The following is a 13648-nucleotide window of genomic DNA, read 5'->3' on the forward strand; positions in this document are numbered from 1 at the left end:
CGTGGCACCTTCCTCGTGATTTTCTGCGGACACTTTGAATGCCGCCAAGGTTTTGGTCCAGAAGTTGTCGAGCTCTGCTCGTAGCGCGGCAGCGCCCTCGGGGTCGACGTGATAGATCCGCCGATTGCCGTCGGGTTCATCGGTAACAAGTTTTGCGTCCTTGAGCACCTTCAGGTGCTGCGATACCGCTGACCTGCTTACTGGCAGGACCGCAGCAAGTTCACCGACCGTCTGTGCACGGTCGGCAAGGAGCTCGAAGATCGTCCGCCGCGTCCGATCACCGAGCACACCCCAGCCGTCAGGTACGTAAGCTCTCACTGACGGTCAGTTTGCACTTACCGGCTCGGCCTGTCAACACATGTCTGCCGCGGGCTGAGACGACTGTCGATTCTACGGGTAGACGTGGATCCAGCCGATCTTCAAAAGCCATGCAGAGGCACTGCAGAGAGCGGTATAGCCGATCAACCAAACAAGCCAGAAAAGGCACCTTTTCATTCGGTTCCCATCCCGGCGGCAAGCCGATTGTGCTCACGTACCTGTCGGCTCACACACCAAGCACCGCGGACGCTGCCGCGGTGCCTTCGAGGCGGACCCGAATTTTGGCGAACGCTGTATCTCGAGATGTTGAGACATCGTCGCCGAACGGCGAGAATCCGCAGTCGTCGCACGTCCCGAGGCGTTCGACCGGTAAGTGTCGAGCGGCGTTGAGCACGCGGTCCCGAACCTGTTCGGTGGTCTCGACGGTTGGATGGATCGGATCGATGACGCCGACGAAGATGCTGGCTTCGGGCGGCAGGTGCTCAGCAATGACGCCCAGTACCCGATCGGGATCGGGCTCGCTGGCGAGCTGCACGTAGAACCGTCCGGCGTGTAGATCGAACAGTTTCGGCAACAGCTGTACGTAGTCCACGTCAAGGCTGTGCGTCGAATCCTGGTCCCCGCCCGGGCAGGTGTGCACACCGATGCGTTGCCTCTCGGCCGATGTAAATCGATCGAGCACGCGGTTGTTCAACGCGACGAACGAGTCGAGTAGCGCGCCGGAAGGATCGAGCTTGAGTGACAGCCGCCCTTCGGTGAAGTCAAGTTGAACCGAGTCGGCACCGCCGTCGAGGGCGCCGCGGATATCGGCTTCGGCGTTGGCGACGAGATCGGCGAAAAACTCTTCGCGCGGATACCCCTCGATACTGTCAGCGGGATAAACCAAGCTTACTGCGGAGGCTGCGATCACGGCTTGTTTGACCGGTGTCGTCGCATACTTCCGGGCAGTCTGGAGATAGTGCGCACTGAAGGTGGCGTAGCGAAACGGGCGGGCGTTCAGCCGCGGCAGCTGTCTCGTGTGCCCGTCGGCGAAGGGGATCAGGGCACCGTCGGCGCTCAGGTTGGGCAACCCGGCCAGGGGGTAGGTCACAAAACTGGGTTTGGCCTGTTCACCGTCGGTGACGACTGGCGACCCAAGCGACTCCAGTTGGGCGATGGTGTCCCTGACCGCCGCTTCGTATAGTTCGGCAATAGCCTCGTCGGTCATCTGCCCGGCGGCATGCTCCTGCGTACCTTTCAGCAGTGACGCCGGCCTCGGAATGCTTCCAATCGGTTCGGTCGGTAAAGGCATGAGCGGTGTCCCCTTTCCAACTCTGTCGGCCATATGCATTGCAGGACCGGGGGATTGGACCCCTGCTGACTGCAGAACGTCGCGATGCTGATCACGGTAGCAAGGGGGGACAGGGCCAACTACTGATCAACTTATCCGGTCTACGCATGTTTCCTGGTTCAGCGATCGACGCCGTAGCCGGAACGCTTCGGTTGGCAGCCAGTTCTTGCCACGTGACTGGTCCAGGAGTTCCCAGTCCGGGAATCGGGCCTGTAGTTCGGTCGCAGTGATGCGGTGGGCAGAGAGCCTGCCCGGCAGAAACCCAAAAAGCAGCAGGGTGGCGCCGGGCGCGGCCACTGCGGTGACGCTGTGTGCGTAGTTCTCGCGCAATGTTTCCGGGTACAGACTGTGGTAGCAGCCTAGATCGAGGATCAGCTCGAATCCGTCGCCGAGCCCCAGCTCGACCAGCCGGGTGGCATCGCCCTGTACCAGGGCAGGCTCGACCCCGGCCGCCGCGGCGCGGCGCCGTGCTTTGGTGATCGCTGACGCAGCGAGGTCAACCCCGGTGGTCTGCCAGCCACAGCGGGACAGATAGATCGTGTTCGTTCCGGTGCCGCAGCCGAGATCCAACGCACGCCCGGGTGGCAGTGCACGGTGCCCTTCCGTGAGCGTCACCAGCTCATCCGGGGGTCTTCCGGTGTCCCAAGGGGTGAACCCCGTGCGATACGCGGCCTGGTACAGGACCTCTGCCGATCGCTTCACTGAGTTATTCCTGCCTTCTCCACCCTGCGAAATAGGGCAACAAGTCAACTTTGCCAGATGAGTCATCGAACCCGCGAGTTCCTTCCGGCTAGCCGAATTCTGTTGCCTGCCTGTTGATATTGCGAGTGGGCTAGCGGGGGCGACGGCGCACCGCGTACACCCGCGCGCTAATCCAACGGGTGCTGTATGTGTGGCGCCTAGTCACCGTGTTGAGGTTTCGCGTGGACTTGCGTCTTCCTCGTGGCGGGTGCGATAAGTTAATTGGGGATGGATTGCTGGAGGCCCAGGTGTACACGTGCCTATTGCGTGCGCCGTTTCGGAAGGGGCACAACCGATTGCGTGTTGATGAGTCCAGTTTCTTGAGACTTTGGTGGCAGCCGGCGGGTAGGCAATAATAACGGGATAGTGGCTGGTTGTGGGTCGCCCGCCGGCCCCGGTCGGCGACGAATGGCTGCAGGCTCGGCTCGATGCGTTGCAGAGCATGAGAGATCGGAGCTGAGACAGTCTGACCGCACCGTAGCGGGATCAGTCAGCGGGCGCGCCTCTTACTGAGACCAACGTGGAATGGCACAGTGTTGACCTGCGGTAAGTAGGATGTGGTGATGCTTCCGGATGATCGCGGAACCACTCTGGACCGGATACGTTCTCGGTTCAGCAGATCGTGGTGGCGGGTCGCCATTGTGTCATTTCTGCCTGTCGGCGCGGCGGTCTGTATGGCGTTCGGCAAAGAGTTTGCTGACTGGGGTGACTGGGCGTGGATCAGTGGCGGAGTGGCGCAGCTTCTCGTCGTCGGTGCCTTGGAGTTCGTGGAGAAGCGACGACGAGATCGCGAACATCATGAGGCTGATCGCCTCCGAGTTGCGATGAAGGATGCACTTCAACCGTTGACGCAACGCATAGCATCCATGCCGGGGATGAACAAGCAGCAACGGGGATCGCAGCTGACCTGTGTCGCAGAACAGGCCACTGCAGCGATTAAGCAGCTACTTGCCAACGTCGATCGGTTACGGGTCGTTGTGTACGAGGTGGTTGACGACAGCAGCGGTCTGATGAAGATGATGAGCTATTCGGGTAGGGGCGGGCCGCCGCCTGCACCGTTCGTTCCTGGCACGTTGCGGGGAGACCTGGCGATCAAAATGGTCAGGGAACACGGAACGAAGGTCACACCCGATGTTGATCGCGAGCCGCCCCAGAACTACGACGGCTCAAAGAAAGGCTATGAGACGTTCATATCGACCTCGATCAGCGACGGCGTGGATGCCTACGGGATGCTGACGGTCGACGCTCCGAATGCCGGTGATTTGGTCGACACCGACAAACAAATCGTCATGCTCGTAGCAGATCTGTTGGCAATTGCGTTTGCGGAGCGGCAACGGTAGCCGCACGAAGCGGATTCGTGGCCTCACGGTTGGGATTGGCTTTCAGTGCCCGATGTGAGCGCGATCATGCTTTGCGGACAGTGAGGAGGGCGGCCGTGGTGGAGCGGTTGAGGACGATGAGTTTGGCGACGACGTCGAACGGTTCGTAGTCTCCGGATCTGGTGAGCAGGTGGACTCTGCCGAAGGCTCGCCCGGTGTCGAGGTCTCGCTGCATCCGTCGGACAATCGAACGGTCGTCAGGGTGTAGCTGTGGTCGCCCTTGTCGTTTGATTTCGTCGTACTCCCATGCAAGGTCGGGGCAGGGCTCGCCGTACCAGCGCAGCAGGCGTAGCGGTTCGAGCTCGAGGATGGCGCGGTATTCGCCGGGCTCGGCGGTGGTTGCGGCGACCAGTTCGGCGAGCATGATCGGTGATTCGGGGTCATCGCGTTGCTCTGCCGGGCCGAGATCGTGGGAGATTCCGCGGAGTATGCGCTCGGGGGCACTGCCTGTGGGGGAGTCGGGGGGAGGCTCGGAGGAGATTCGAACTGCGAAATTGACGTCATGTCGGGTGCCGTCGGGTCGCTTCTGTGCCCACGTGGTTTGGTGTCGGGTGCCGGGGGCTGCGTTGATGACTTTGACGAGGGTTTCGGATGCGTCGCTGCCTGTTTCGAGGACGCTGAAGGCCTCGGCGATCGTCCATTCTTTGGGCTGTTGCTCCTCGGTGGAGCCTTCGGGTACGAGTCCTTTGCTGCGGGTCACTGTGCCGCGGGTGAGGTTCCATACGAAGGCCCAGGCGCGGTTGTGTGGAGGGGTGAGCGTGTCGGCGATGTCGGCGGAGCGGAGCCACACTCCGTGGACTTGTCCCCAGTCGTTGCAGATGGGTTCGGCGGTCGCGCGTTTGTCCCCGGGCAGATCGGCTTGTTGTTGTTCGCCGGATTCGCAGACATGTGAGATGAGTACGGCCAGAGCGTCCTTCGCCTTGCTACGCTTGAAGAAAGATTCGATCGGGACCATGGCTTTGACCGCTCCGCCTTGGGCTATCACCGACGGGGCGCGTTGATCCAATGTCTCAATCAGCAACCAGCTGCTCGGCATAATTCGAAAGATTAGCAGTTTTGCTAACTGGATGAACGGAATGAAACGTGCTACCTGCGGCAGCGGAGTGCATCTCATTGCCACGCAACTTTTTTCAGGATCCGTACGAATTCTACCGGGTACTGAATGAAAAAGGTTCGTTTCATCCGGTAGTACTCGGTAACGGTATGCGTGCATGGCTGGTGACGGGGTTCGGAGTTGCGGCGGAGCTTCTGCGAAACCCCGCGTTGTGCAAGGACGCTCGCACGACAGCGGGGATAGCTGCACGCTCTGGAGCGGGTCGTTCCGGCGCGACGACAGTCAGTGGCGGGATCACCGCGCACATGCTGAACTCGGACCCACCCAACCACACGAGGCTCCGGCGCATCGTGTCGTCCGCCTTCACACCGGTGCGCGTGGCAGCGTTGCGTCCTCGCGTTGTCGAGATCGCCGACGCCCTGCTCGACGACATGGCGCAGGTCGAGGGCGGCGCGCTCGATCTGATCGAGCACTACGCGGCACCGATTCCGATAACGGTCATCTGTGAGCTGCTGGGTGTCCCGGCGGACGATCGCAGGATGTTTCGAAAATGGACTAACTCGGTCATCGACGTCTTGGTCGGCGACGCGGACGCGGTCGGACGCGACAGCCGAAGCCTGGAGCAATACCTGCGCGCTCTGGTCGACGAGCGCCGCCGGAGTCCTCGTGATGACTTGATATCGGCCGTGATTGCCGCAGGTAGTGCAGACGAACGACTGTCCGATGCTGAGCTGGTGTCGACGGTGTTCCTGATTTTGGTGGCTGGTCACGAGACCACTGTCAACCTCATCGCCAATGCTGCGCTCACTGTCGCTGACGGCACCGTCTCGGCACGCCGTGCTCTGGAGTCTCCCGAGCGGCTAGTCGAGGAAAGCCTGCGACACAACGGGCCGGTCAACGTCGCAACTCTCCGATACGCCGCGGAGGACATACCAACCGGCTCCCACACGATCAGCCGAGGCGAAGTTGTGCTCATCGCGTTGGCCGCGGCTGATCGCGACGAAAAGCGGTTCGCCTGTCCGGACGTCTTCGACCTCGACCGTGAAACCCGCGGTCACCTCGCCTTCGGGGGCGGTATTCACCAGTGCCTGGGGGCCGGGTTGGCACGTATGGAGGGAAGCGTCGCGATCCGAGAACTGGTTACTCGATTCCCGGGCATCGGGCTTGCTGAACCGATGGGAAGATGGCGGGCGAGCATGCTCATTCGCGGCCTGGACCGCCTCATGGTCACCTTGGAATGAGACGGGACCACTCTTCGAAACGTGGACAATTAGTCGGAATATTGCACGAATATCAAGTGTCCGGTATGTCTGAAGCGCGGGTATCGGGAACTCGTATTTTTTGTAGCGATTTGCTGCGAAGTTCCTTGCGCCGTACGAGTTCCGGGGCTATAACCGTAAGGGCAACGTTCCCGCAACCGGCGGGGTCCTGGCGCATCGATGTCGGTGCACCTTGTAGCGTTCGACAAGTCGACCGTCCGGAGCGCGTACGACGCGGAGGATGTCGCTTCACAGCTGCACGGTGTGCGCCATGACTACTTCGATCGAAAATCTCGCCAATTCTGCGATGACGGCTGCGCGTTTGTCATGCCAAGGTGTTGTGCTCGTGAGGCTGGCTGCTGTGTCGCGTGGGCTGAATGATGCACTGACTGCTCAGCGCGTCGCCGAGCAGGTGGGCACGTCGGCCTCGCCCCTCGATGGTTGTCGCATGGCCGGTGCCAGCGGTCCAGGTGTAGCGGGTCGTGGTCCTCCTGCCATCGTTGCGTGCCGAACCGTCGATACGCGTGCGTGTCTGTTGCTCGTGCGGGGGACGGGCGCCTGGAGCGGTTCACTTGCTGACTCGCGTAGGTCGGAGTGCTAACTGCGCGGCGGCGACCGCGAAGGCGTCGAGCGGTAGAGCTGAGAAGGATTGGAGGGCAATGTTGTCTGCAAAAGTGCTGCATTCACTCGAAGAGATGGTCGATGCGGTGAACGCATTCGCTCCGCCTGCCGATCCAACGCGGAGGGCTTGGGGAGCCGATGGTCTCGTGGAGCGGAGGGGCGATGAATACTTCCGGCATCGGTAGGTCGTGCCCTTCGCCTGGCAACATGCCTCGACGACTGTTGTCGACTTCGAAGCGGAGAAGCGGAGCGTCGGGGCCACGCAGGTGGGTTGTAGTCGAAACCTTGGGTGGCCCTTCACATCCGACCGTTGTCATGGACGGGAACTACCGGCGACGATTTGGAAACTTGACACGGGTTAGTACTGCCAGGACTGCATCGTTGGTGCGTAGCCTCCCCGCAGTCGTCGAGGAGTGTGTTACGACCGGCGAGCCTCAGCTACAGCCCGTCCTGCTGCCATCGGGTGGAACGATCTGGCTCTTCGCGATTCCAGTGAACGGAACCGAGACTGCTGTTTACGCGGTGCTCCTGTGGGCCAGCTCGGACCCGTGCATCCCACCGTCGCCTCCGTCGGTTGGAGCGCTGGAGTGGAACGCTCGCACCGGAATCGCGACTGCGAGTGCTGCCGCGGAGCGAATGCTGGATCTGGCACAGGAGGGTGAGTCTCGAGAATGGACTCTTGCCGACGTGATGTGCCGGTTCGAATGGTGGGAGGACCGGGCGGGATTTCTGGCACTGTTCGATCCTTCCGGGTCGGCGAATGAGTGGACGGGGACGGCCACTATCGCCGGCGCTGGCGAGCGTGCGCGCTGCCACGTATACGTCGCAGCGCGGAGGTGTACGTCAGCGGCAGGGTACGTCGTTCGTGCGTTAGTTCACGATGTCACCGAGTTGGAGCCGCCACCGCGATTCGATGTCCATGGTGCAGCCTTGCGTCGCATACCGACTCGGGAAAACCACGCTGTTGGGTTGATCGACGTGGGAAGCTGGCTGGTTCACGACTGGATCGCCATAGATGACACACCACTGCATCGATGGCGATATCGGGATCCTGAGATTTATTCGGGGGACATGGAATCCATCGCCCGATGTCGGGCGTCTTTGCTGGCGGGTGCGGAGTCAAGCGGCTGTGTGATGCATGTTCGTTTCTCCGAACAGGACCCATGGGATACGGTCTGGGCTGAATGGAAGATCCTGTCTCGGAATTGTCGACTACAAGCGGTCTTCGACATCACATGGGCTCCGCAATGAGTTCGCGGACATCGGGATTCGTGGCGCCGCACGGCAATAGAAGCCTGAATCCTCGCGCTGCCTATTGCTGCTGTTGACAATCTTGGGTATATTTGAGTATCTCCCCATTGCTGAGGGAATGCCCGGCACCCGCTACTGCGGAACCGGATGTAGGCCGGATGATCCAGACGCTGACCGCGCGTCGACTATCGCAGGTTGAGACTGCATATTCCGCACGCGAAGAGCGCTGTTGACCGGCTTGGCAATTCTAAGCCTGGCTAGGAGGCCAAAGCGGTTGTGCCGCAGTGATTGTCGGACAAGACCAGGCGGATGAGGGGGTCGCTATGAGCTATCTCTGGCAGCAACGCGCAGTGGTCGTGGACAAAGCTGAGGAGAAGGTTGAGCCAGTGGCTCAGCCCGGTCGGCGGCGTCCGGTTGTCCTGCGGGATAAAGGACTCAGTGAGCGCCTTGAGCGGCTATACGACGTGAAGGTCGACGACGACCGGCGCATGCGGCGACTAGTTCATGAACGCCGCCAACTGCAAGGCGACAGAGAGCGGTCGTGCGGCTGCGGATTGCGCCAGCATCGGATCGCGAATCCCAGCGCCGAGTAGATATCTCGGATGCCGCGTGCGACGTAGTCGTGGGCGAGTCCAGAGTTGATGCATTGACATAGTTGCGTCTCTCAGACAAAGGCGATAGCCGTTCCAGCGTGTTCGCGTGCGCGACTGAGAGTAGTTCCAGGCGCGAAATTCTTTGCGCGCTAGAGCAGTGGAGGTGGTTGTATGAGTGACTGTCCAGCGGAGAAGCCGAAATGTGCTCCGACTGAGCGAGTGTTGCGGATTCGTGAAATAAGTGCGCGTACGGGAGATACGCCCGACCGCATTCGTCATTTACGGGTCGCCGGGCACGAGTTGTACTCGCGGGCTTGGAAGTCAGGGCTGGCGAAGAACTCTCCACTGAAGCTGGAAGCCTCGGCAGTCGAGGCTTGGGTGGCGCAGCAGAAGCGATCGACCAGTCGAGACGCCTCGTGAGGCCGGCGGTCAGGCGTTCGGGCGGATGCACTGCGACGAAGTCGCTGCTGATCGCCGGAACAGTGTGTGCGGTATGGGCGGGCGGCCTGACGACGTGGGCCGGTGCCGCGGCTGGAAGCCCCTGGCCGGGAGCAGGATTCAACAACTCGGATTGCCCTGCGGTGGCTGGCGTGTTCCTGCCTGGTACATGGGAGACGAACGCTTCAGCGGACGAGAGTAAGCCTGTCGGGCTGCTGGGGCCGGTGGCGACGCGATTGGCGGAGGAATTCGGCGGCGAGTTCAGCTTCCGGTTTCCCGCGTATGCGGCCGCGGCGTTCGACGGGATGGCCTACGGAAACAGCAAAGCTACTGGGCTCACTGCAGCGCGCCGGGTCATCGAGGATTTCGGGCAACGCTGCGGTGCAACGAAGTTCGTGCTCGCCGGCTATTCACAGGGCGCTGATGTGATGGGCGATCTTGCTGCATCGATCGGATGCTCCGGGGAGCCGATCGGCGCGGATCGGGTACTGGCGGTGGGATTGATCGCTGACCCGCGGCAGGGAACGAATGGTGGAAAGCTCGTCGGTCCGCAGGTCGAGGGTGAAGGTATCGCGGGTCCGCGCCCGGGTGGGTTCTGCGCGCTCTCGGCCGTGACCGCCGAAATCTGTGCACAGCAGGACAAATACTGCGCTACCAATGCCTCGGCTAATCCTATTCTGGCGGGACTGGGTCGGATCCTGTCGCAACCTGTCGGCGCCGCTGCCCCGAAGGACACCGACCACGACGCCGGCTCGGCGCCGCAACTGATCGAGTCACTCGTCACCGATGTCGGCAACATAGACCTGCCCGGTCTACGGGGTGCGATCGAGAAGATCGTCGCGGCCGCGGGGCGAGGACGTGTCGACTCGAACGATGTGTCGGCGGCGGTGCGCGATGTTCGGACGGTGTTAGGGCCGCTGGGCGAGTTGGCGTCGTGGGCGAAGGCGAACCCAGAGGCAGCGTCGGGTCTGTCGAATGATGCTGCGGGGTCACCACAACGGGTAGCCGGTGAGGTGGTCGGGGGACTGTCGCGGTCGGACGTGCCGGCTGCGCTGACCTCGTTGTCCGAACTCGCCGGAGCGACAGCGGGCACTCCGGATAGTGAAGGTTCGGCTGCGAGCCGGTTGGCGTCGGCCACGGCGCCGTTGACCGAGTCGATGGGCACATCCTCGCCGGAGGTGCTGTCTCAGGCGTCGCGAGCGCTGGGCATTCTGCGACCTGCGGTCGTGGTGGGGCAGGTGAGCAATATCGCGACCAACGGGTTGATGTTCGCGGCGAATGTGCCCGCGATCGTGGAGACAGTCTCGCGTATCGGGGCGGCGGTCGTGGAAGCGAACGACGTCGCGGCCAAGGTGGCGACTTTGCACGACTTGTTCGGTGAGTTGAACACTCTGTTCGAGCCGCTGGTGGTGCTGGCCGATGGCGTGGATCTGCGGACGGTGTCGCAGCTGGTGGCGATGATCCCGGACACCTCCGGTGCCGCGCAGAGCGCCTCGGTTCTCGTCGGGCTCTTGGACAACGTGAACGTTGTCGCGCTGGCCCGTCAGGTCGGGCGGTTGCAGGAGGATCTGTGGGGCATCGCTGAGGCCATCACCAAGGGCTCCGATCCGATAGCGGTCGGGACTCGACTGGTCGGATTGGCTCCGACGATGCTCGGATTCGCGAGCTTGGCGGCGGACACGCTGACCGGCACAGCCGGCCACAGCGGCGGCGCTAAGCCCACAGCGCCGGCCGGCGCCGGGGACCTGGGCGTGGTGGCGCGGCAGTTGAGCGACAACGTCAGCGGACAGGACGGGGACGTTCTTGCTCAGTTGATGTCCGAAGGGGTCTCTGCGGCGAACTTCTTTGCCTCCGGCGTGCATCAGGGCTATGAGCACTATCTCGTTGATGGGCAACGCAATGCCGTTGACTGGCTGGCTGATTGGTTTGCCGCCCGGATCCGCGCTGTTGAGGGGGTGGTGTGATGGCCGGACCGTGGATCGGCCTGCTCGGTGTCGGCGGTGTGGCGATGGTGGCGGCGGTCGCGTTCGTGCTCGGGTCAGGAGACCGCCCGCCGCCGAACCCGAACTGCCTGCCCGACGTTCCTCGCACATATCAGCGGGTGTCGGCGGGTGCGGTGGTGATGCCGATGGCCGAAGGCACGTACACGGTGTCCTCGCCGTTCGGGTTACGCGACGGGGCAGCACACCGTGGTGTGGACTTCGCAGCGCCGTTAGGAACACCGATTCTGGCTGCCACCGATGGCCGGGTAGTTGCGGCGGGCCCTGCCGAGGGGTTCGGGCATTGGATCGTCCTCGACACCGTCTACGACGGCGGCCCGCTTTCAACGGTGTACGGACATATGGGTTCCGGCGGTGTCTTCGTCAAGGCGGGCGATGAAGTTCGCGCTGGGCAACCGATCGGCGCCGTCGGCAGTGACGGTGAATCTTCTGGCCCGCATTTGCATTTCGAGGTCGTGCCCGGCGGGCGACTTCAAGGCGGGCAACAGATTGACCCGGTGCCATGGCTTGAGCAGGCGCATGGTTCCTCAGCCGGTGGGCAGGTGACGCCAGTGGTTCACGTGGGCGCGAGTACTGGTCCACGCCAGAGTTCGCGATCTCGATGGAAGCTCGGATCGGCCACAGCGCCCGTGGGATGTAACCCGGATTCGGATGCGGTGGCGGGGGTCAAGTTGCGTCCGGGCGCAGTGCCCAGTGAGTACGAACTCTGGATCGGCAAGGCTGCGACGACTTGCCGAGAAGTGACGGCGCCATTGTTGGCCGCAGAGTTGAAGCAGGAGGCGGGGTTCAACCAGTTCGCCAGATCACCAGCCGGTGCGCTCGGACCTGCGCAATTCATGCCGGATACGTGGCTGTGGCACGGGATCGACGGTGATGGTGACGGCGACACCGATATTTACTCGGTACCGGATGCGGTGATGTCGCAAGCGAAGTATGCCTGCGAACTGGTGGAGATAGCGAAAGCTGGTCTAGCAGAGGGAAAGTTGCGCGGTGATCTGACCGAGTTGTGGCTGAGCATGTACAACTGCGGGCCCGACGGCACCCTCGCCCAGGGCGAGGTGTGTCAGAACACGGAGACCTTGGCATATGTGAAAGCCATTCCGCGCCTGGCCGCTGAGTACACCGCGGTGACTACCGCACCCGAGTCCGAATTCCGTCCTGGCAGGAGCCGGCGGGCCACGGTGAACGTGGCAGGGGGTGCGCCCTGATGACCGATCCGAGCACCGAGGCAGAGCCCCGCGCTCGGGCGTCAGCAGTTGCTCACCGGATCAAGGAGGCGGATATGGACGAGACCACTACTCCCGCAGGGGACTCCGAGGCGGAATACACCGCCGAACGCCCGGTGGACTTGCGCCGACAACGGCTGCGCCGACCGGCCGACGCTGAAGATGAAGGCTTGCAGGCGCCGACCGGACAAGACATCGACGAAACGTCGGCGCTGCATGATCCCTACGGCGTAGGGGAAGCGAATCTTTCGGTGCCTGCGCCGTCGGTACTCGATGTGGCCGCCGCGCGGGAGGTCCGGTTGTCGATGCTGCTGCGACCGGCGCCAGGTGCGGAAACCGACCCGGCGCAGTGGGGATGGCGCGGCAAGGTCAACGCAGTCGGGTTGCGGCTCAAGCCTGCCCGTTCCGGTGCCGAAGTGGCGTACCGGCGAGCGGTGGAACGGATTCGGCAACCGCTGCCGGGTACGCCGGTGGTTGCGGTGGCCAACCCGAAGGGCGGGTCGGGGGTGACCCCGGTGACGGTGGTGTTGTCGGCGTTGTTCGGACGCTTGCGTGGCGGTCAGGTGGTGGCGTGGGATGCCAACGAATCCTGCGGCACCTTGGCCGCCCGGGCCGCGACGTGTAGCGGACCAGAAAACGTGTGGGATGTTCTCGCCCACGCACGAGAACTGTGCTCTGCCAACGGAGATGCCTCGGCACTCGGGCGCATGCTGCAGCGGCAGCCGAGTTTGGACGAGGTCCTTGCCTCGGACCAAACCCCGGGCGGCAGCGTGACCGTGGGCCGAGAGGAATGCGCGGCGATCATGGCGGTACTGCGGCGGCACCGATCGATGATCCTGATCGACACAGGCAACAACGAACGCTCACCTGCGTTCCGATGGGTAATCGAGAACACCACCCAGCTCGTGGTGCCGGTCATGTGCCGCCGCGATGTCGTCGTCGCCGCCCTACGGCTTCTCGATGGCATCGCCGACGCCGGCCACGAAGCCCTCGCAGCCGGCGCGGTGATCGTGCTCGCCGACAACGGCGACACAATCCAGGTAACCGAGGTAACCGATGCTCTGGCCCGGTCGGGTATCGGGCGTGTCCTGCATGTGCCCTTCGACCCCATGCTGGCCGGCGGTGAGCGGATCGTGGTGTCGAGACTGAGCCGCCCGGCGCTGCGGGCATGGTCCCAAGTCGCCGCAGCGGTCGCCGACGCAGGGGCGGAAACCCTTGCCGCACAACACGCCCCGATCGAGACGCAGTTCATTCCCGAATCACGACGGCTCGGTGACTGGCAGGACACACCGACCCATCCACGGCTGCTGTCCTACGCGCTGCACGAAGATACGGGATCACGGACCGGTCGCTACCAGGCGCCCACATGGGCGGACCGCCCCGGCGACAACGGGGGCGACTGGTGACCGCCACGCGGGCGCGAACAACGCGCCTCCAC

The 13648-nt window shown here is 63.0% G+C and carries 10 protein-coding genes and 1 pseudogene; 7 read left to right on the forward strand and 4 right to left on the reverse strand.

Going from position 1 to position 13648, the window contains the following annotated elements; genetic code table 11:
* Positions 1–36: 36 nt before the first annotated feature.
* From DMB37_RS41110 to DMB37_RS37135, 3 genes and pseudogenes are all read right to left on the reverse strand, one after another.
* Positions 37–318 (reverse strand): annotated as a pseudogene (locus DMB37_RS41110) (ArsR/SmtB family transcription factor); the annotation flags it as partial.
* Between the two features lie 226 nt (positions 319–544).
* Positions 545–1609 (reverse strand): 5-methyltetrahydropteroyltriglutamate--homocysteine methyltransferase, encoded by a 1065-nt coding sequence (locus tag DMB37_RS37130; protein ID WP_135236698.1) that lies wholly within the window; start codon positions 1607–1609, stop codon positions 545–547.
* Between the two features lie 126 nt (positions 1610–1735).
* Positions 1736–2350 (reverse strand): class I SAM-dependent methyltransferase, encoded by a 615-nt coding sequence (locus DMB37_RS37135; protein ID WP_206055111.1) that lies wholly within the window; start codon positions 2348–2350, stop codon positions 1736–1738.
* Positions 2351–2952: 602 nt separating this feature from the next.
* Here DMB37_RS37135 and DMB37_RS37140 point away from each other — a divergent pair.
* Positions 2953–3729, forward strand: coding sequence for a hypothetical protein (locus tag DMB37_RS37140; protein ID WP_135236700.1), 777 nt, complete (start codon positions 2953–2955; stop codon positions 3727–3729).
* A 64-nt stretch (positions 3730–3793) separates the two neighbouring features.
* On the opposite strand, the gene DMB37_RS37145 is transcribed toward DMB37_RS37140, so the two are convergent.
* Complete coding sequence (locus tag DMB37_RS37145) at positions 3794–4882, reverse strand: GAF domain-containing protein (protein WP_135236701.1); 1089 nt, start codon at positions 4880–4882, stop codon at positions 3794–3796.
* Here DMB37_RS37145 and DMB37_RS37150 point away from each other — a divergent pair.
* From DMB37_RS37150 to DMB37_RS37170, 6 genes are all read left to right on the forward strand, one after another.
* The gene (locus DMB37_RS37150; protein ID WP_135236702.1) at positions 4882–6063 is read left to right on the forward strand and encodes a cytochrome P450; all 1182 of its coding nucleotides are present in this window, start codon (positions 4882–4884) and stop codon (positions 6061–6063) included. The two genes, DMB37_RS37145 and DMB37_RS37150, sit on opposite strands and share 1 nt — an antisense overlap.
* 846 nt (positions 6064–6909) lie before the next feature.
* Positions 6910–7953, forward strand: coding sequence for a GAF domain-containing protein (locus tag DMB37_RS42100; protein ID WP_370465271.1), 1044 nt, complete (start codon positions 6910–6912; stop codon positions 7951–7953).
* A gap of 323 nt (positions 7954–8276) precedes the next feature.
* Entirely contained in the window at positions 8277–8546 is a 270-nt protein-coding gene (locus tag DMB37_RS37155; protein ID WP_135236703.1) for a hypothetical protein, read from the forward strand.
* 314 nt (positions 8547–8860) lie between these two features.
* A complete protein-coding gene (locus tag DMB37_RS37160; protein WP_135236704.1) occupies positions 8861–10948 on the forward strand; it encodes a cutinase family protein in 2088 nt (695 codons plus the stop codon).
* Positions 10948–12192, forward strand: coding sequence for a M23 family metallopeptidase (locus tag DMB37_RS41115; protein WP_206055112.1), 1245 nt, complete (start codon positions 10948–10950; stop codon positions 12190–12192). Before DMB37_RS37160 ends, DMB37_RS41115 begins: the two co-directional genes overlap by 1 nt.
* 74 nt (positions 12193–12266) lie before the next feature.
* On the forward strand, positions 12267–13616 hold the full coding sequence (locus DMB37_RS37170; RefSeq protein ID WP_135236705.1) for a ParA family protein: 1350 nt from the start codon (positions 12267–12269) through the stop codon (positions 13614–13616).
* The last annotated feature ends 32 nt before the right edge of the window (positions 13617–13648 follow it).

This window comes from Nocardia sp. CS682, assembly GCF_004634405.1.
GTDB lineage: Bacteria > Actinomycetota > Actinomycetes > Mycobacteriales > Mycobacteriaceae > Nocardia > Nocardia ninae.

Bases quoted from the DNA above. Each gene is read 5' to 3' on its own strand.
- DMB37_RS41115 (WP_206055112.1), top strand. From the start codon at position 10,948: ATGGCCGGACCGTGGATCGGCCTGCTCGGTGTCGGCGGTGTGGCGATG.
- DMB37_RS37170 (WP_135236705.1), top strand. From the start codon at position 12,267: ATGGACGAGACCACTACTCCCGCAGGGGACTCCGAGGCGGAATACACC.
- DMB37_RS42100 (WP_370465271.1), top strand. From the start codon at position 6,910: ATGCCTCGACGACTGTTGTCGACTTCGAAGCGGAGAAGCGGAGCGTCG.
- DMB37_RS37155 (WP_135236703.1), top strand. From the start codon at position 8,277: ATGAGCTATCTCTGGCAGCAACGCGCAGTGGTCGTGGACAAAGCTGAG.
- DMB37_RS37140 (WP_135236700.1), top strand. From the start codon at position 2,953: ATGCTTCCGGATGATCGCGGAACCACTCTGGACCGGATACGTTCTCGG.
- DMB37_RS37145 (WP_135236701.1), bottom strand. From the start codon at position 4,882: ATGAGATGCACTCCGCTGCCGCAGGTAGCACGTTTCATTCCGTTCATC.
- DMB37_RS37130 (WP_135236698.1), bottom strand. From the start codon at position 1,609: ATGCCTTTACCGACCGAACCGATTGGAAGCATTCCGAGGCCGGCGTCA.